The organism is Paenibacillus woosongensis (assembly GCF_009725165.1).
GTDB lineage: Bacteria > Bacillota > Bacilli > Paenibacillales > Paenibacillaceae > Fontibacillus > Fontibacillus woosongensis.
This window is the reverse complement of the sequence record NZ_WNZW01000001.1, coordinates 1,098,979-1,118,530: the sequence shown is the minus strand read 5'-3', so window position 1 is coordinate 1,118,530 and position 19,552 is coordinate 1,098,979. Positions and strand designations below refer to the sequence as shown.

The 19,552-nt window shown below is 49.5% G+C and carries 15 protein-coding genes and 1 pseudogene; 13 read left to right on the top strand and 3 right to left on the bottom strand.

Annotated elements, in window-relative coordinates:
* The first annotated feature begins 380 nt into the window (after positions 1-380).
* Positions 381-1,613, top strand: coding sequence for a GGDEF domain-containing protein (locus GNP95_RS05280; protein ID WP_196427074.1), 1,233 nt, complete (start codon positions 381-383; stop codon positions 1,611-1,613).
* A 426-nt stretch (positions 1,614-2,039) separates the two neighbouring features.
* Complete coding sequence (locus GNP95_RS05275) at positions 2,040-2,768, top strand: alpha/beta hydrolase (RefSeq protein WP_196427073.1); 729 nt, start codon at positions 2,040-2,042, stop codon at positions 2,766-2,768.
* Positions 2,769-3,090: 322 nt separating this feature from the next.
* Here the strand turns inward: GNP95_RS05275 and GNP95_RS05270 are convergent, their stop codons facing one another.
* Both GNP95_RS05270 and GNP95_RS05265 read right to left on the bottom strand, forming a co-directional pair.
* A complete protein-coding gene (locus tag GNP95_RS05270; protein WP_155609790.1) occupies positions 3,091-3,903 on the bottom strand; it encodes a WYL domain-containing protein in 813 nt (270 codons plus the stop codon).
* Positions 3,890-5,200, bottom strand: a complete 1,311-nt coding sequence (locus GNP95_RS05265; protein WP_155609789.1) for a helix-turn-helix transcriptional regulator — start codon at positions 5,198-5,200, stop codon at positions 3,890-3,892. The genes GNP95_RS05270 and GNP95_RS05265 overlap by 14 nt, the downstream gene beginning before the upstream one ends.
* A gap of 230 nt (positions 5,201-5,430) precedes the next feature.
* On the opposite strand from GNP95_RS05265, the gene GNP95_RS05260 reads away from it, so the two are divergent.
* Positions 5,431-6,213 carry a nucleotidyltransferase domain-containing protein gene (locus GNP95_RS05260; RefSeq protein ID WP_155609788.1) on the top strand — a complete coding sequence of 261 codons (783 nt, stop codon included), beginning with the start codon at positions 5,431-5,433 and terminating at the stop codon, positions 6,211-6,213.
* A gap of 46 nt (positions 6,214-6,259) precedes the next feature.
* Positions 6,260-7,486, top strand: coding sequence for an RtcB family protein (locus GNP95_RS05255; RefSeq protein ID WP_155609787.1), 1,227 nt, complete (start codon positions 6,260-6,262; stop codon positions 7,484-7,486).
* Positions 7,487-7,619: 133 nt separating this feature from the next.
* On the opposite strand, the pseudogene GNP95_RS26690 reads toward GNP95_RS05255, so the two are convergent.
* Positions 7,620-8,046, bottom strand: a pseudogene (locus GNP95_RS26690) (GNAT family N-acetyltransferase).
* A gap of 163 nt (positions 8,047-8,209) precedes the next feature.
* Here GNP95_RS26690 and GNP95_RS05245 point away from each other — a divergent pair.
* The 9 genes from GNP95_RS05245 to GNP95_RS05205 all read left to right on the top strand — a co-directional run bounded on the left by GNP95_RS05245 (position 8,210) and on the right by GNP95_RS05205 (position 19,534).
* Positions 8,210-10,393, top strand: a complete 2,184-nt coding sequence (locus GNP95_RS05245; protein WP_155609786.1) for a diguanylate cyclase domain-containing protein — start codon at positions 8,210-8,212, stop codon at positions 10,391-10,393.
* On the top strand, positions 10,314-11,177 hold the full coding sequence (locus GNP95_RS05240; protein WP_230873663.1) for a putative bifunctional diguanylate cyclase/phosphodiesterase: 864 nt from the start codon (positions 10,314-10,316) through the stop codon (positions 11,175-11,177). The genes GNP95_RS05245 and GNP95_RS05240 overlap by 80 nt, the downstream gene beginning before the upstream one ends.
* A 2-nt stretch (positions 11,178-11,179) precedes the next feature.
* Positions 11,180-13,135: a GTP-binding protein gene (locus GNP95_RS05235; protein ID WP_155609784.1), complete on the top strand. Its 1,956-nt coding sequence runs from the start codon at positions 11,180-11,182 to the stop codon at positions 13,133-13,135.
* A 139-nt stretch (positions 13,136-13,274) separates the two neighbouring features.
* Entirely contained in the window at positions 13,275-14,678 is a 1,404-nt protein-coding gene (locus tag GNP95_RS05230) for an MATE family efflux transporter (RefSeq protein WP_155609783.1), read from the top strand.
* 451 nt (positions 14,679-15,129) lie between these two features.
* Positions 15,130-16,023: a carbohydrate ABC transporter permease gene (locus tag GNP95_RS26080; RefSeq protein WP_155609782.1), complete on the top strand. Its 894-nt coding sequence runs from the start codon at positions 15,130-15,132 to the stop codon at positions 16,021-16,023.
* A 10-nt stretch (positions 16,024-16,033) separates the two neighbouring features.
* Positions 16,034-16,894, top strand: coding sequence for a carbohydrate ABC transporter permease (locus GNP95_RS05220; RefSeq protein ID WP_155609781.1), 861 nt, complete (start codon positions 16,034-16,036; stop codon positions 16,892-16,894).
* Entirely contained in the window at positions 16,891-17,829 is a 939-nt protein-coding gene (locus tag GNP95_RS05215; protein ID WP_196427071.1) for a carbohydrate kinase family protein, read from the top strand. The genes GNP95_RS05220 and GNP95_RS05215 overlap by 4 nt, the downstream gene beginning before the upstream one ends.
* A gap of 55 nt (positions 17,830-17,884) precedes the next feature.
* Positions 17,885-18,670: an amidohydrolase family protein gene (locus GNP95_RS05210; protein WP_155609779.1), complete on the top strand. Its 786-nt coding sequence runs from the start codon at positions 17,885-17,887 to the stop codon at positions 18,668-18,670.
* A 42-nt stretch (positions 18,671-18,712) separates the two neighbouring features.
* The gene (locus GNP95_RS05205; RefSeq protein WP_155609778.1) at positions 18,713-19,534 is read left to right on the top strand and encodes a BtpA/SgcQ family protein; all 822 of its coding nucleotides are present in this window, start codon (positions 18,713-18,715) and stop codon (positions 19,532-19,534) included.
* Positions 19,535-19,552: the final 18 nt, after the last annotated feature.

Genomic DNA, 19,552 nt, shown 5'->3' with positions numbered 1-19,552 from the left:
ACTAAGGCTATGTTAAACTAAGTCCGGTTTTTCGACCACAAGAAAACCGCCCCACTGTAAGGGCGGTTAATTGAGCTATCGTATCATATTCCTGCTAATTGCTTTATTTTGTCTAAAGTCTCTTCCCAGTTTTAATCCGAGTGCTCATATATCGTTATAACGTAATTCCCAAATCGCACGACTGAATAGTTATTGCAATGTGGACATACAAGCTTATCTTTATACATTTGCTCTTGAAAGCTGGAAGTATTCCCGGATCGCATTTGTCCTTGCCGGCAATTCATAGATAATAATGCTGCATAATTTCTAAGCTGGTGCTTTGCTTTAGCCGATAATAAATATGAAGCAAAAAGTAAAACATCATGAAGGGAATCATTTACTTGAAGACTACGGTTCGGAACGTCCTTAAGCTTGTTCTCCCATTTCTATTAATGGCCGCGGCCTATTATTTCTATGAGGAAACCAGTACGCTGGCACAGGCGCAGCTGGATATTATCGAGCTGTCCCCTTATGTGATCTTTGCCGTGGGCGCGGTGATCTCGTGGAAATTCAACCGGAGCAGGGAATTTTTTAACTTCATCGTACTTGCCCTTGCTTTGGCGTCCATCGAATATTTGCCCGGTATGGCGAAGCCATCTTTCCCGATCGCTGCGAACGAAATATATACGCTGATCTCCTTAATAATTCCGCTAAATATCGGACTGTTCTCTTTATTTAGGGAGCGGGGAATACTGAGCCTATGGGGAGTGCTCCGCATCGGAATGATCCTCTCCCAGGTGTTGATTGCGATATGGCTGCTGCGTCCCGAGCAAGGCGGGCTTCTTTCTTTTATCAAAAGAGACATGCTTCCTGTCAGCCTTACTTCCATTACAGCAGTAAGTCAGCTGTCCGTCAGCATCTTCCTGATGGCTCTAGTCCTGCTCATCACGAGGCAGGTCAAATACAAAACGTCTCAAGATATCGCGTTTATTGCCGTGTTGTGCGCTTTGTTTTATGTGCTGCACGAGAACCGAGACCCGATGATGTATGTGGTGTTTTTTGCTGTTTCCGGCATTGTTCTGGTGACTTCGATCATCCAGGATTCGTATTCGATGGCATTTACGGATGAGCTCACAGGTCTGCCTTCCCGGCGGGCTTTGAAGCAGGACATGATGAAGCTGGGCATGAACTACGTCATCGCCATGCTGGATATCGATCATTTCAAGAAGTTTAACGATACTTATGGACATGACACGGGGGACGAGGCGCTGAAGCTGGTGGCTTCGGTCATTAAGGATGTGACGGGTGGTGGGAAATCCTACCGTTACGGCGGCGAGGAGTTCACGATACTCTTTCCGGGGAAAAGCGTGCAGGATGCGCTGCCGCATCTGGAGCAGCTGAGGGAGCAAATTGCTAAACGGCCTTTCACGCTGCGCAATCGCAAAGGGAGGGGCAAGAGCAAGTCCCGGCGCAAAACTCGAAATAGCAGAGCCGGGAAACAAATTTACATCACAGTGAGCATTGGCTTAGCTCAAAAAAGCGAGAAGCACAAGAAGCCGGATGCCGTCATGAAGTCGGCGGACACGGCCTTGTACCGCGCCAAGAAAAAGGGCCGGAACTGTGTGAGCAAATAGCGGAGAGGCGAATGCCATCTGCTGCGATCACGGCTTGCCCCTTTAAGTATGGAGTCTCCCCGATAAAATACGGCTATTATCCATCCCTTAGTTTTACTAGTCATTTATGAAACTAATTGTATTTTATACATCTAGTTAGGCTGTTTTATCAAAAAACCATACACTAGATGTAAAACATGCAGTTAGTTTGTCTGGATGGAGCGAATTCGTGGAAATAGCTTAAAATTAAATGTAGGTTTTGCAGTTAGTTCCTTCTAACACGGCCAAAAGCGATGAACTAACTGCAGGAAATACATCTAGTTGTCTTATCAGTTGCCTGATCCTGGCCATCTAGCGTTAAATTTATTGGAAGGAAAGACACCAGTTCAATGAATGGGCTGAGCCGATTATGAGGAGTTTTCCATATTTTGAAGGAGGGGGTTAACCATGCCCATGCTACCTAAAGCGAAAAAACGGCTCAAGATCGCGGCAATCATCGTCTTCGCATCGTTGCTCCTTGCCGCAGGGGCCTTTTACATCTATTCACTCGATTACTATCGGGCGGATGAAGCGGCTGTTGAAGCTATGGTTAGCGAAGAGAACAGCATCGTTAGCAAGGATAAGATGTGGATCTTCTACCCAGAGCAGCAGGCCAGCGACACAGCCCTGATCTTCTACCCCGGAGGCAAGGTAGAGGCAGCCGCCTACGCCCCGCTGTTAAAACAGTTGTCTCAGCAAGGGATAACCTGCATACTACTGCAAATGCCCTTTAATCTAGCGGTATTTGACATGAATGCCGCGGATCGCGTTTTCGGGCAGCTTCCAGAAATGAAGCACTGGTATATCGGCGGGCATTCCTTGGGCGGGGCGATGGCGAGCAGTTACGCCGGCAAGAATGGCGGCAGATTGGAAGGGATGATACTGCTCGGCGCTTATCCCGTAGGCTCTACCGGGCTTCCGACGCTCGCTATATATGGCAGTGAGGATATGATCCTGAATACGGCCAAACTGGAAGACATTCCAACCCAGCATGTCATCGAGGGAGGAAACCATGCCTACTTCGGCAACTACGGGGAGCAGGACGGAGACGGTACAGCGTCGATCACGCGTGAGGAACAGCAGCGGCAGGCCGTGGAGAACATCATGGCTTTCATTTTGGATGAAGAGGAGCGCTAACCTGCTAACGTCTGAAAGTATAAGCAGTGCTGCGCAGAGTTGGGATTAACGCGGGAGATTCTAAACTAACTGTCGCTTGAATGAGATCGTGAAACATTGTCGATTGATGAAGTAGTTCATTGGAGGAGCGGTGGACAAGACGCAAAAGGAACAGCAACATTAGCTTACCCAGATATCATCAAAGAGTTATTGAATTTAATAAAGTAATCTATGAAGATGTTAGGGAATAACGAACCGGAGGAAGTTTGTGCCCCCCTTGGGAGCCACTTGTTACCTCGTCGGGAAATTATAACAAGTGGCGGACAACAGTGGCCCGAAGATGTTATTTATTTTCGCTTACAACACCATACCTCTCTAACGCCTTTGCCGACGACTCCAGCATGCGTTTTTTCAAGTAATCTCCTTCAACCACCATCACCCTCTTGCCGAGAAAACGAATTTTGGAGAGCAAATACTCCGCCTCGTCGCCGAGTACGCAAACTCTGACGTGGTAGGTGTCGGTCCCGGCATCATAATGAACGTCCTTCTCAAAGCAGGAGAAGGCGTAAAGGATGCGCGACAATTCGCTGTTATATTTGCGCACGATTTGAATGACGGCCTCGGATTTGCGCGATTCCAGCGTTTGGCGAATGTACTCCAGGATGCTGTCGGCCTTTGCAGATTCGATCGGCACGGGCGCTGCCGTCATGATTTTGCTCAGCCTCGTGCTCATAAACGCGCGTTGTCTTTGATGATACCAGAGCAGGTACCACTCTCTTTTGACCATGGAGTACTCGAGTTTATAGGGGAATCCGTAATGCTCCGTTCGCGTGCGTCCGTTCTTTAGCTCGTAGCTGATACGAATTCCGCTCCGCTGCGTAATATATTGGCGGAAAGGACGCAGGAGCGGGTGATACACTTGCTTTTCCAGGCTGCGGGCTTTGTGGGTGAGATGCTCGGAGATATCCATGCAGACGTCCTGCTCAAGCAGGGTAAGCAGCTTCTCCATTGTCACGGGAGTGAAGGCATCTGCCGCTGCAGGATGCTGGAGCATCGTCTTAAGCCAAGATCGTTCGTGCGAGGTAATCATAAATGTACCGGAGTCTTCGAGCCGGGAAATAATCTGGTAATTGAAAATTTTCTCAAACAGATGCATAGTACGCCTGAATCTCCTTCCACTCGTCAATCATTTGCTGCCGGAAATAGGCGGGTTCGAGAATTTCGCAGCTCGACCCGAAGCTGCGAAGCCATGGCTTGATCTCTGTCGTCCCGTTGACCGTAATTTCATAAATAAAAGAGTGCTCGTCTTCCTCCGTGATCTCACCCCACTGTCCCTGCAGCAGTACGCGTTCCTTCACGAAATTTGGTTCAAAGCTTCCCGGATTGAAGAAGCGGGCCCGCACCTTTACAGGACGGCCGGTGTCAATTAGCCAGCTATGCCGGAGTTTGTCCTCCAATTCAGTTCGTTTGGCCTCAAAGACATCCGGGCAGACGGCTGCCGTCTCTTCGATTTGCGTTATGCCTTCCATCCGGTATTTACGGATGCCGTCCCTGCTGCTTGACAGCATATACCACCGGCCGTATTGATGGTCGTAGACCACCTTGAGCGGAAGGGTCTGCACCAGGCTGCCTTTCGACTCCCGTTCGAACAGCGGGTTCGTGTTCCGGGAGGTATAGCTTTTCTCCGCTTTTGGCGAGAAATACAGGAACTGCACCTTGCGGCGGCTGCGTATGGCGCTGAGCAAGGTGAACAAATGGGCCTCGTCCAGAATTCGCGAGTAAAAATGATATTTATATAAGAACGGCTCGATCGCATATTTCCCGGCATAGTTTCGCTGCAGATGCTTTTTTAACCCATCGCGCAGCAGATAACCTTGAACCGAGGGTACCTGCGTGTTGGCCATCACATCGACGAAGTCGTATAAATCGCAGAGCTCCTCCTCCGACAGGGATTGAACCAGATCGTTATGGAGGCGGTAGCGGTAGGGGCGCGCTGCGTTCTCCTTGCGGATGACGCCAACCTCTTCCAGGTACTTTAAATCAGAACGGACCGTTTTCTCGTCAGGCAAGGGCAGCTTAGGATCGAGCCCGCTGCAGCAAACGTCCATCAGCTCCATCGTGGTTAAGGCTTGGTCGTTCAAAGCGGCCAGCAGCAGCGAAATCCTGTGCGATTCAGATTCTTTCAGGGATTTGGCTCGAAAGAGGAAGAGCAGCATCGGGTCGCTGGATTCGTAATAGTTGAAGCGGATCGCCTCTGCGAATTCCTTCCCCTGCTCCTGTGGCAGCTGCTCATATATCGAGTTGACGATTTCCTTCAGCCGCCGCAGCGTCTTATCGAAGGTATGTACGGAGATGCCTAGCCGCTCCGCGAATTGCTGCCTGCTGTAGGCCCCGCTGGTGAGCGCCAGCATGCGTAAAAACTGGATTTCTTTATCAAAGCTTTCTTTGGCCATCGCCGTTAATTCCCCTTTTTCCCAATGATGTGCAAATATTATTGTAACAGGAAGGGTGGAAAATCTACAGTTCATTAAGGCTTGTAATACTTCCGCCATGTTCATCCGCCCTGATTTCAGGCATGCTAGGAGTATGGAGTGTGGGGGGCGGGTCGCAGAGGTAAACGGCCTGCTTACAGAACGAATTTTGGGATCCGAATATAAGAATAGGTTTGGAAGGAGAGAAACAAATGTCTGAGCAGAGGCAGCAAATATTGGCGCAATTACGGCAAATCGAGCAAGAGGAGCAGGTTCGGATTATATATGCCTGTGAATCGGGGAGCCGGGCGTGGGGATTTCCTTCAAAGGACAGCGATTATGATGTAAGATTCATATATGTCAGACCGTTGGACTGGTATTTATCAATTTTTGAAAAAAGGGATGTCATCGAGCGCCCGATCAGCGATCTGCTCGACATTAACGGCTGGGATCTGAAAAAAGCTCTGAACTTGTTCCGTAAATCGAATCCGCCCTTGCTGGAATGGCTGCAATCGCCCATTGTATATATGGAGGATGGTTTGGCGGCAGAGCAAATCCGTGAGCTATCAGCGCTAACCTTCTCGCCTAAGGCCTGCATGTATCACTATTTGCATATGGCGGAGGGGAACTATCGCGAGTATTTGCAGGGAGAACAAGTGAAGATCAAGAAGTATTTTTATGTGCTTCGGCCGGTGCTGGCCTGTGAGTGGATTGAGAAATACGGTACGATGCCGCCGATCGAATTCACGGCGCTTACGGATGAGTTATTGCCGGCGAAAAGCGAGTTGAAGGCGGCCGTCGACAGTCTGCTGATTCGAAAAAAGGCTGGCGAAGAAATGGACTATGAGCCGCAAATCGGTCCGATCAACGCGTTTTTGGATGAGAAGATACAATATTACAAGGAAGTTGCCAAAGGCATGCCATCCTCCGCAGACGGGCAGAACACCCGGCTTGACGAGCTGTTCCGGAAATTGTTAAAGGAAACCTGGAAATAGGCAGCAGGAAGAAATCATGGAAGTATGGAATAGAGGAGAGAACATCATGGCATATCAGAACATCGATGGCGTCCGCGTCTGGGGCAAGCCGGACGAGGGAGCGGTAGCTCAGGCCAAAATGTGCGCGAAGACGGGGAATGTCGTGCAGTCCCTGCTGATGGCAGATCATCATAAAGGCTATAGCCAGCCGATTGGCGGTGTTGTCGTATATGAAGGACAAATCTCGCCGTCTGGCGTTGGATACGATATTGGCTGCGGAAACAAGGCAGTGCGCACGAATCTGTACGTACGGGATGTCCGGCAAGGACTAGGGAAGATCATGGACGAAATTGCGAGAAACATATCGTTTGGGATCGGCCGCGTTAACAATGACAGGGTGGATCACGAGTTATTCAACGATCCGGATTGGAATGTATTCCGGGCATTCGGCCAGCAGGAGCATGACAAGCTAAAAGCGTTAGCCCGCAACCAGCTCGGCACGGTAGGCAGCGGCAATCATTATGTCGACCTGTTCGAGGAGCCGGAAACGGGACGGTTGTGGATTGGAAACCATTTCGGGAGCCGGGGCTTCGGCCATAAAACGGCCAGCGGATTCCTGAATCTCGCGGCGGGCAGACAATTTACCGACAAGGCGCCGGGCGAATCGATGGATCAGCCGCCGCTATTGCTGGATTTAGATAGCGAGGTTGGCGACATGTACTACCGGGCGATGAAGCTTGCTGGACGTTATGCATATGCAGGCCGGGACTACGTGATTCGGGAGGTGCTGTCCATTCTCGGAGCCGAAGCGGACTTTGAAGTGCATAATCATCATAACTATGCTTGGAAAGAAACGCATAACGGGAGGGAAGTCGTTGTCGTCCGCAAAGGAGCAACGCCGTCGGCTCCAGGCCAGCTTGGCTTTATCGGCGGGAGCATGGGCGATATCTCCGTCATCGTCCGGGGGAAGGACACAGAAGAGAACAAGGATGCTTATTACAGCACGGTACATGGAGCAGGACGCATTATGAGCCGGACTCAAGCGGCGGGCAAAATGAACTGGAAGACACGCACCCGCAGCGGCGGACAGATCACCCCAAAGCAGATGATGGATGCCGTCCGCGAATTCGGGGTAGAGCTGCGCGGAGCGGATACGGACGAGAGTCCATTCGTCTACCGCAGGCTGCAGGAGGTTCTGGATGCGCACAGCGACACGCTTGAGGTACTGAACGTACTTAAGCCGATTGGCGTATGCATGGCGGGAGCGGACGAATTCGACCCCTACAAGGATTAGCGAATGGGGGCTGCGATGGTCTGCGATAATATGCAATGATTTGCGATGATCCGCGATACGATTACCATTGCTAAGAAAGGAGGGGCTTTGCCCCTCCTTTTGCGTGCTGCTTTATCAAATAGGCCAGACAGGCTTAAAACTCGACGCCGCGAATTTTGTAGAAAATCATCGTGCTGCTTAAAGTGCCATCCGTGGCAGAAGACTCATTCCGCAGCACCCCTTCCAGGGTATAGCCCAGACGTTTTGCCACATTCGCGCTTTGCGTGTTGCGTGCATCGCACCGGATCTCGATACGGTTGGCCTGTCTCTTTGAGAATAAGAAGCAGCATCAGGTCCGACCGTTCGATAAAGCTCAGGTGGGCGCGCCGGATGACCGTCTCCGAGTCCTCAGGGGTGGGCACCTCTTGAGCCCAAGGCATCCATGGACGCAGTTGTTCGATGCTCTCCACAACGGCTTCGTTTAACGCCGCCCCGTCTCCTGGTTTGGGAGCCCGGATCAACAACCGCTCACTTTCGAAACAATCAGGTATATCTAACAAAATTGGATTCGTTTTGTTCATGCCCGCCTGCCTCCACGAAAATATTTTTCCAGTAAACATAGCATAGGACGCGTCCTCGGGGCAAGATATATGATTATTCTTTCGACAGCATTGTCTAAATATATACTATAATTAGGCATAAGCACGTGAGAATACACATACTGAACGCTAGCAGGTGAGAACAATGGCACAGAAAATAATTGGTGTATTAACTCCTGTTCTGGACGGTTTCTATTTCGGGAAACTATTAACAAGTATTTCACGAAAAGCTAAGGAGCTTGGTGTGTGTGTATTAGTGATCGGTACGTCCGCCCGGTATTATTCGGAGTGCTGTGCTTCAGATTACGTGGATGGGTGGATCGTTATTATGGATGCTGTCGATGATGCCTATGTTCAGCATTTGCGAAATTTGGGCAAACCGGTCGTTGGAATCAATACGCTGGTTGATGTCGACTACAGGGTGACGATCAACAATAAAGAAATCATGAATTTTGCTGTTGAGCATTTGTTAAGCCATGGACATACGCGAATCGCTTATATAGGAGATACTCGTTTTTTCGATGCCAAGGAAAGATACAGCGGATTCATGGAAGCGCTTCAAAAGAATGGTCTTGATGAAGAGCTCGATTGCTTTTTTGACCTGATGCAAATGAATACTTACGATACTGCGGTGACCATGGCAGAACAGGGGCTTCCGTTTTCAGCCGTAATTGCAGTAAATGATATCATCGCCATTGAACTGATCAATCACTTTAAAACTCTGGGGATCAAGGTGCCTCAAGAGATTGCGGTTGTCGGGATCGACGATGTGCCTATGGCCCGCTCGATTAATCCTTCTCTAACGACCTTCCGGATACCGGTCGAAGAATTAGGGTACCAAGCAACGGAATTGCTGGTGCAAGCCATTACAGATCAAGCCCCGGAGATTCCGCCACAGCTTTCGGCAAAGCCTGTCTATCGAAATAGCTGCAGCTGCCATGCGGAAATAAATATATTGGCGATAGAGGATCCTGCGGATACCATTCAATACTTGAACAACATGATGTCCCGTAATTTTAATCTCGGTGTTCTTATGCAAAGTTATAAGAATAATGAGACTAAAGAGATGAAATGGCTTTTGCATACCCCTCTTCGAAGAGGAGTAGTAGGCTTAGACGATTCAAAACTCAAAGATACTTATCGCGTGTATCAATTTAACCTAGAAGAGAATAAGGGCAAGAGAACGATGGGGAATGTCCCGCCATCCCAATTTCCTCCTCGGGAGGTGTGGGAGGATCAGTCCTTCCTGGGGAAGGAGAATGTGATGGTATTGGTTCCGATTGCGCAGGAGGAACTGGTTCTGGGGAGTATGGCACTGGTCGGGCTGGGGGATGTACCTGTTCAACTCATGCCTTTCAATACTACGTTTCAACTGGCTAACTTTTTTGCCTCAGCATTGCTGCGCGAAGCGATTCATTCCGAACTCCAATCTTATTCCGAGCAGTTGGAGATCATTTCAAGTCTAACGCATGACGGAATTTGGACGCTCGATGTGGAACTTGGCGAAGTCACCAGTAAAGGGGGCATCTTCAATGTGCTTGGTTATGGTAAAGACGAGATTCCAATGACCTTGGACGCAGTGACAAAGATTATTCATCCCGATGATTTGCAGAAGGCAAGGGCTGAATTTGATCGACATCTGAGCAAGCAAATGCCTACCTTTGAGGTAGAGTTTCGCTGCCGCCATCACAAAGGCCATTTTATATGGATGCAAGTTAACGGGAATGCTCAATTCGACGGCTCGGGAAAAATCTACCGCGTAGTCGGCTCTGTCAAAGATATCACGGAGAGAAAAAGAACGGAAGAGCGCATTCGCCAACTGGCCTACTGCGACCCTTTAACGGGCCTGGCTAATCGGTTAGCCTTCGAGCAACGATATGCTATGCTCTTGGATGAAGCTAAGGCAAATAACAGCAGGCTCGCGGTTCTCCTTCTGGATTTGGATCGATTCAAGCTCATAAACGACAGCTACGGCCATCAAGCGGGGGATCGGGTGCTTAGGTATGTAGCACAGCAGATAGCTTCCCATATGAAACCAGATGACTTGATAGGGCGTCTCGGCGGGGATGAATTTGAAATCGTAGTACCTCATGTGCAGAATGCAGGAGAGGCCCTGGATATTGCGGAAACAATGCTGGAGCGGTTAAGGGAGCCTTTCTTTGACGGAGAGCGAGAGTATTATATTTCCGGCAGCATCGGGATCGCTCTATATCCTGACCATGGGGCAGACGCCGAAACGCTTAGCAGGCATGCTGATCTGGCTATGTATCAAGCCAAGGAGGCCGGCGGCAGCTGTCAGTTGTTTGTTCCAGGGAGCAAGAATACCTAGCAGCCATCGTCTGGAAATAGAGAATGACCTGCGAAAAGCGCTAAACCGTGGACAGCTTATCGTATATTATCAGCCGCAATATGAATTGAAAAAGGATAAGATTTTCGGAGTGGAGGCGCTGCTCCGTTGGAAATCTCCCCTATTCGGGCTTGTAAGTCCAGAGGTGTTCATTCCTATCGCCGAAAGCACCGGGCTAATTATTGCGATTGGAGAGTGGGTGCTGAGGGAAGCTTGCCAATTAAGCAGCTCTTACAAACGTCACGAGGGCGATTCACTTAGAGTATCCGTCAATATTTCAGCACGTCAGCTGAGTCATGCTGATTTCATAGATATGGTAAGGCAAGTGCTGGATGAGACAGGCTGCGACCCTCATGATCTTTGTCTGGAGATTACAGAGAGTATGATGTTGACGGATATAAATTACAGCATGAAAATAGTGAGGGAATTGATTGAATTGGGAGTGGTCGTATCTATAGATGATTTTGGTACAGGCTACTCCTCCTTATCATTGATGAAGAGCTTCCCGATCGGGGAGCTTAAGATTGATAAATCCTTTATCAAGGATATGACTGAAAGTGAAGAGAACAAAGCCATAGTCCATGCCATTATCAAAATTTCGCAAATATTATCTCTGAAGGTAGTTGCGGAAGGGGTAGAAACTCTCGAGCAGATGAACATTTTAAGAGAGCTTGGCGTTGACTATATACAAGGCTACTATATCAGCAGGACTGTGCCGGTGGAAGAATTGATATTATTCTTGAAGGGCTTCAATAGAGAGGATTAATGATGAACAAAACGATTGGAATATTAGCGCATGTCGACGCCGGGAAAACGACATTCTCGGAGCAGCTTCTATATTATACAAAGAGTATTAAGCAGCGGGGCCGCGTCGATCACCAGGACGCCTTTCTGGACAGTCATCAAATTGAACGGCAGCGAGGAATTACGGTATTTTCGGACCAAGGGATGTTCAGTTACCGGGGCTCGCGCTATTTCCTCATCGATACACCGGGCCATGCCGACTTCTCTCCCGAAATGGAGCGGGGGATCCAGGCGATGGACTATGCAGTAATTATTGTCAGCGCCGTTGAAGGAATCGAGGGGCAGACGGAGATTGTCTGGGAGCTTCTGCGCAAGCACCGCGTCCCTTGCTTCTTTTTTATCAATAAAATAGATCGGGTAGGGGCGGATGTTCAGCAGGTGGTGCGGGATATTAGGAGCACCTTCGCCGTGGAGGTTTGCAACATTACGGATGCTTTAGCTGAAGACGGCGCTATGAGCGAGGAGCTGGCAGAATTTTTGGCCGAGCGGGACGAATCTCTCCTGGAGCGGTATATGGATGGCGGTTATGACAGGGAGTTCTGGCTTGCCGCAATGCGTCGCCTGATGCGGGACAATGCCGTGTATCCTTATGCTTGCGGCTCGGCCCTGCAGGGGGTCGGGATCGAGAGCTTTCTGCAGAAGATGGACCTGTTGACGGTAACCGATTATTCCAGTGAGGAGGCGTTTGCCGGCCGTGTCTACCGGATTCGCCATGACGAGCAGGGGACGAGAATCACGTTCATTAAAGCGCTAAGCGGGACGTTAAAAGTCAGGGATACCCTTCATTACGGTAATGCGGATAGCCCTGTAAGCGAGAAGGTAACCCAGATTCGCGTGTACAATGGCCATGAGTTTAAAGCCGTGGAACGGGTCGGAGCAGGGGAGCTGTTTGCCGTTACCGGCCTATCCATGGCCGCAGTGGGCGACGGATTGGGAGAGCTAAAGGACAGACCCGTCTATGACATGGTGCCGACCTTAAAGTCGAAGGTGATCCTTGAACCAGCCGTGAATAAGAAGGAGGTTTTGCGGTATTTCAACATTTTGAATGCGGAGGATCCTTCCTTAAATGTACTTTGGGAGGAGAGTCTGCAGGAAATTCATATTCACGTCATGGGAAGAATTCAGCTTGAAGTGCTCGAGCAGCTGGTCAAAGAGCGGTTTAACATCAACGTATCCTTCGATAAGCCGGAAATTTTGTATAAGGAAACGATCGAGACGGAGACAGTTGGTTATGGTCATTTTGAACCGTTAAAGCATTATGCCGAGGTTCATCTGCGCATACAGCCGGGCGAGCTGAACAGTGGAATCCGCTTCGAGAATGTCTGCCATGCCGATGATTTGTCGGTCGGCAACCAGAACCTCGTGCGCCATCATTTGTATGAACGGGATCATCATGGCTTATTGACCGGCTCGCCGCTGACGGATGTGGTTGTAACATTGCTTACAGGAAGAGCCCATAATAAACACACATCTGGCGGCGATTTCAGGGAGGCGACCTGCCGCGCGTTAAGACAAGGGCTGGAGAAGGCGAAAAACGTGCTGCTGGAGCCGTATTACCAATTTAAAATCAAAGTAGAGCTGGAGCAGCTCGGCCGTGTTATCTCGGATATCCAACAGGCTCACGGCAATTATGATGCGCCGGATACAGAAGGAGACAAGGCTATTTTAACGGGAACCGTACCGGTTGCTACCTTCATGGATTACGGCAGCGAGCTGGCTTCCTTTACGCAAGGAAAGGGAACGCTAAGCCTCGCATTTGCGGGTTATGACCGATGCCATAATGAGGAGGAGGTCATTGCGAAGATCGGCTACAACAAGGATGCAGACCCGGAATATACTTCTTCGTCAATATTTTGCGCCAAAGGCCAGGGGTACACTGTGCCGTGGGATGAGGCGGAGAGCAAGATGCACTGTTTGTAGTGTTGTGTTCTCTTCAAACGTTTGGGAATTCCTGTTTTGCTGATGATCTTTCAATCCCTTCTCATAGAAGAGTGCTATAATAGTATGAAGCAGCGCTAATTTCCAATAGAGGAAGCTGCACAATCCAGCCAAAGAAGTGATGACACAGGTGAATCGTATAAGGCCGAGAATACAACATGGCGCTGTTTCCGTGTTGAATCGTTTTTTTACCGGAACATCGATGGACTATAAGCAAATCATCGCGATAATTATTCCTATTTTTGTTGATCAGGGCTTTATAGTTTTGATGAGCCTGCTGAATACGGCTATGATCAGCTCGTCTGGAGTAGCTGCCGTCAGTGCGGTTAGTATGGTGGACTCGCTCAACATCTTCTTGATCAATGTGTTCGTAGCTGTAGCTACTGGAGGTACGGTCATCGTCGCGCAGTATAAAGGCAGCGGGAACCAGCAAATGGTGTCCAAAGCGGCTACGCAGGCCCTGTCCGCCGTGGCGGTCATTTCTGTGCTGCTCAGTGTCCTGATTATTGCCTTTCATACGCCAACGCTGAATTTGCTGTTTGGCAAGGCGGATGCTGATGTCTTCCAGAACGCCAGATTGTATCTTATCGGCAGCTGTATATCCTATCCGTTCATCGCGATATTCCAGGCGGTTAACGGCGTGCTAAGAGGCGTGGCGGAGACGAAAGCCAGCTTGAGCCTGTCTTTGATCATGAATATCACTTTCCTTTGCTTAAACGTGCTATTGATTACGGTTCTGGATTTAGGCGTGATCGGCCTTATTATATCTTTGCTGCTTGCCCGGATTCTGGGCATGATCAGTTCGTTGGTTTACTTGTTAAAATATAATCAGACCCTGCGTGTACAGTTGAAAAATACGCTGAAGCTGGACTTCTCGATCCAGAAGAAGATCATGTTTATCGGTCTTCCATTTGCGGCGGAGCAGATGTTCTTCAATGGCGGCAAGCTGTTGACGCAGACTTTTATCGTACAGCTGGGGACCCTGGCGATGACGGCAAATGCTATTAGCGGGTCGATTTCGCTCGTCTTTCAAATCGGCGGCAGCGCGCTGAGCATCGCAATCGTTACCGTTGTCGGCCAATGCATCGGCCAGCGGAATATCGAGGATGCGCGCAAATTCATTAAATCGTTCCTGGGATTATCCACGGTACTGTTCGTATTAGCTTCGCTAATACTGCTGCCGTTATTCCCGCTCATAGTGCAGATGTTCTCACCGCCAGCGGAAATCATTCCAACGATTTTCGGGCTGATTCTGTTGATCGCTGTCGTGCAGCCGTTTTTATGGTCGCTAAGTTTCGTTCTGCCAGCCGCCTTGCGTGCCGCAGGAGATTCCAATTTTACCTCGGTCTCGTCCCTGCTATCCATGTGGCTGTTCCGCGTCATCCTAGGTTATATTCTTGGCATCACGCTCGGTTTCGGCATTATGGGCGTATGGGTGGCGATGGTAGCGGAATGGGGAATTCGCGGATTCGTCTTCGCTTGGCGATTCAAGGGAGAGAAGTGGTATGCGCACAAATTGATATAATGAAGCTCAACAATGCTTTAATGTAAGAAATTGATAGTAAATGTAATTATATGATTGGTAATGTTTGGTTGAAAAGGGCGTCAGGATTTTCTGATGCCCTTTTTGTTGTGGGAAAGTTAGAAAAAAGGAATCAAGGAATACGCATGAATTCAAAGTTTTTACTGTGATTTCCAGACATGGTATGTTCGATTATTTATTTTTATGTTCTAATAATAAAAAGTATATTGACATGATTCGAAATAGAAGTATAATCAAAACATACAAATGAATACGCTTTCCAAAGTTATATATGAAAAAATACACAGAAATTCGAATGATGTTTGAACGATATGTGAACTCTTGCTGAGAAATACACTGTTTTCGGGTGCTTTTTAAGGTGTGGTGTTAATTTTAAAGTTAACATATAGAACAAAAATGAACTTAAGTGACTAAAAGGAGGATATGAAAGCTTGTGAAAACCCCGAATCCGCTGCATCACTTTGTGGACAATGAGAAATTCATCAAGAGATTAATGTTGATGCCGGCAGTGCTCGTGCTTATCGGGATCATGATCCCATTCCTGATTGGCGTGGCGACCTCACTCACAGACAAGAAGCTTTATGCGGGAAACTCTAATTTTATTTTCCTGAGCAATTATATTAACAACTTTAAAGATCCTGTTTTCCTAACGAGCCTTGGCAACACGCTTGCCTACGTCATTATGGCGATACTCATGCAGCTCCCTTTAGCCATACTAGCTGCCCTGCTGCTAGATATCCCGTCCAGAATCAGAGGGTTCATGCGTTCGGTGCTGGTGTTTCCTCTATTGATCCCGCCGATTGTATCAAGCCTGATGTGGAAGACGATGATGCAGCCCAACTCCGGGGTTCTGAATTACCTGCTGTCGAAATTCGGCATAGGTCCGTTTCCCTGGCTGACTAGCGTGGACACCGCCTTGTTCTCGCTTGTTATGATCGATACCTGGGTATACCTGCCGTTTATAACAATCATCCTGTTGTCCGGCCTGCAGTCTCTTCCGCAGGACATTCTGGAAGCGGCCCAGGTCGACGGGGCCAGTCCGGTTCGCACATTCTTCGCCATCAAGCTCCGATGGCTGAAATCCAGCATTCTTCTCGTTTTGCTCTTCCGTGTTTGCGATTCCCTAAAAGCGTTTGAATTGATTTACTCCACGACCCGCGGCGGTCCGCTAAATGCCAGCCGGACGCTGAATATTATGGCCTATGAAGAGGCATTCCGCTGGTCCAGCATAGGCAAAGCCATGAGCATATTATTTACACTTTGGATTCTCGCTTACATCGCCAGTACGTTCTTGATGCGTGAATGGAATAAGAGCGGAATCGAATAGGAGGCGCGCTGTGAACAATACCCCCAATAAATTACTCAAGACGGCTTTGCGTTATGCTGCGTACTTGGCTTTGCTATTCGTCATCTTGTTCCCGCTCTACTGGATATTAACGATGTCTCTCAAGAACTTTAAGGACATTATAGCCTATCCGCCGAGATTTTTATTTACTCCGACCTTTGACAATTATAGGCAAATCCTGTTTAACGGCGGCAGCTTTAGCGATCTGCAGGGTATCCCAGAATTTCTTCGCTACGTGATCAACTCCAGCATTACAACGTTCAGCGCAGTCGCACTGGGCCTAGTGCTAGGCCTGCCGGCGGCGTACGTGCTGGGCCGGGAGAACTCGAAGGCGAATGACCGGATCGCCGGAAACTTCATGAGCTATCGCTTCGCGCCGGAGCTTGTAGTTATTTTACCCCTTTACTCGATTTACAAGAAAATTGGCTTCTACGATACATTTCCTGGAATGATTCTCGTGCATCAGCTTATAACGCTGCCGCTTATCATCTGGATCATGCGGGGCTTTTTCCGGGAGGTGCCAAAGGAAATGGAGGAGGCCGCTAGCATGGATGGCGCCAATCATTGGGTGATCTTCTTCCGCATCATGCTGCCGATTGTGAAATCCGGAATTGGAAGCGCTATGATTATCTCTTTTGTCTTCAGCTGGAACAACCTGCTATTTGGCCTGGTCATGTCCGGGGGCGCTACGATGCCGGTCACGATGGGGATTTTGCAAGCGATGACCTTCGACCAGATTAAATGGGGAGAAATGGCAGCCTCGGCGGTAATCTCCTCTATACCGGGCATCATCATCGCAATATTTGCACAACGATTCCTTGTAAAAGGACTGACGATGGGGGCGGTCAAATGAAGAAATTTCAATTATTGTCGGTTGGCAGCTGGGCTCCCTTCGATCATCTGTTCAAGATGAGCCATTACCCGCAGGAAGGCGAGACGATCACCATCGAGACAAGCGGCAGCGGAGTTAGCCAGGTGTATTTCGGCGATTGCAGCATTAATCTCGCGTATGTGGCTGCGGCTTTAGGGACATCGACCTCCCTGGCTACAATCGTAGGCCATGATTTCGACACTTTTGGTTATCGGGCTCATCTTGAGCAGGGTGGTGTCGATCTGAGCGGACTAACGGTTAAGCCGGACTTGCCTAGCGGACACAACTATTTGTACTTTGACGATCAGGGCAAAGGCTTCTGTTTCTCTTATCTGGGCGCTGCCGAGCATCAGGAGGAGGAACGGATTCCGGACGGCTTGGCTGCGAAGGCAGAGCATGTCGTAGTCAGCGAGAAGTTCTCTTCTTATACGCTGGACGCGCTGCGTGAGGCACGGGCGGCGGGTGCCCGCACCTATGTCAACGGCATGGTCGAGACCGCCGGGAATTTGCTGGACGACTTTCTCTCCCTCACGGATGTCATGTTCATCAACGAAAGCGAATATGGCAGGCTGATCGCCAAAATCGGCGGAAATGAACTTAGTCTTTTTGAAAAATACGGTCTGGAACTGATCTTTATGACGATGGGAATGCGCGGCTGCAAGGTGATCAGAGCGGACAAGACGGAAATCGTGCCAGTTGTGAGGAGAGAACATGTCGTAGACACGACAGGTGCGGGCGATTCTTTTGCCGGAGGAGCGATCGCGGCGCTGATCAAGGGCTGCAAGCCCCGGATTGCCGCCCAGGTTGGAGCAACGGTGTCGAGCTTCATCATTGAGGCTTGGGGCTGTCAGAGCAATGTACCCGACTGGGGGAGAATGAGGGTCCGTTACCGTGAATATTTCGGGGATGAATTATAGCGCTAACCACGCGGTTCATTCCGCTAAAAACCAATCACATAAAGGAGGGTGCTAAATGAAAGTAATCGACGCTCACATGCACTATGGTACTGATGCGAAAGTGGCAAGCTCCGTATGTACACCGTACATGATTACGGGGCAGCCAGATACAGTTATTCGGTATTTGGATGAGCAAAACGCTTCGCATGGCGTTCTTTTTCCGCACGATCGGATCATGTCTCCCCCTTGGGATGTGGACTATGACAAAGCGAATATGCAGGTCGGGGAGGCCGTCAAGAAATATCCGGATCGCCTGGTCGGCGTAGCCCGCATTAACCCGACGTTCGGCAAGGAGCACACCTGTGCGCTGATCGACAAGTATGTGAAGGAATGGAACTGCAAAGGCCTTAAGCTTGTTGCCGGGTATGATTTCTATCGGCCAAACGATATGAAGGTGATGGGGCCTTTGATGGAAAAGGCGGAGGAGTACGGATTGACGGTACTGTTCCACTCCGGCGATGCGCCGAGAGATCTCCCTTCGCTGCAGGCCATTGCCGCCAAAAATTATCCGAAGGTCAACGTTGTGCTCGCCCACGCCGGAATGCATCTGTATTTATGGGAGGCGATTATCGCGGCCCAGGATTACCCGAATATCTATGTGGACATGTCACAGGCCTTTCCATTTGACATTAAAATCTTCATCGAGCAAGTATCCAGCGAGAAATTAATGTACGGCTCGGATGCTCCTTACCAGTCCGCCGCTGTAGAACAGCTCAAGCTGCGAGAAATCGGTCTCACTGAGCAGCAGCTGGAGCAGGTGTTCCGTACAAATGCGATGCGCATCTGGGGAATCAAGGAATAACACACAATAAAAAGCCAAGACAGGCAGAATGGAGAACTGACAATGAACATACTTCAAGAACTCTTTCCCGTAAAAAAACCGATTATCGGCATGGTGCACTCGCTCCCGCTTCCAGGCTCTCCGGAGTTCAAAAAATACAATCTGCCGGATATTTACGATTATTGCGTAGAGGAGGCGATGCGACTCATTGAGGGGGGCGTCGACGGACTGATGATCGAGAACGCCGGCGATATTCCTTTCGTTAAGTCGGAATATATGGGTCCGGAGACGGCAGCCTGCATCGCCATTATCGGCGAGCGGATCCGCAAAGAGACGAATTTGCCAATGGGCGTAAATATCGTGGCTAATGCGGCGATTCAATCCATTGCGGCTACGAAGGCTTTTGGCGGACAGTTCGTTCGGGTCAACCAATGGGCGAACGCTTATATTGCCAACGAAGGCTTTGTTGAAGGGGCTTCGGGCGTAGCGCTGCGCTATAGATCGATGCTGGAAGCTGAGGATATTCACGTGTTTGCGGACGTTCACGTCAAGCATGGCAGCCATGCCATCGTGGCGGATCGGCCGATTGAAGAGCTTGCCCGCGATGCGGCATTCTTCGGCGCATCCTCCTTGATCGCTACCGGCTTCCGCACTGGCGACCCGACGAAGGTCGAAGAAGTGCTTGCCGTGAAGAAAGGCTCAGATTTGCCAGTACTTGTGGGTAGCGGCATAGACGCAGGCAACTGCCAAGAACTGCTGAAGGTGGCCGACGGTGCGATTCTCGGCGTATCCGTCAAGGATCCGAATTTAATGAGCGGCAAGACGAATGTCGCCAAGCTGAAGGAGTTTATGGATCGCGTTCGCGAGCTTCGTGAAACGCTGTAGGACAGATTTTGCGGCGGA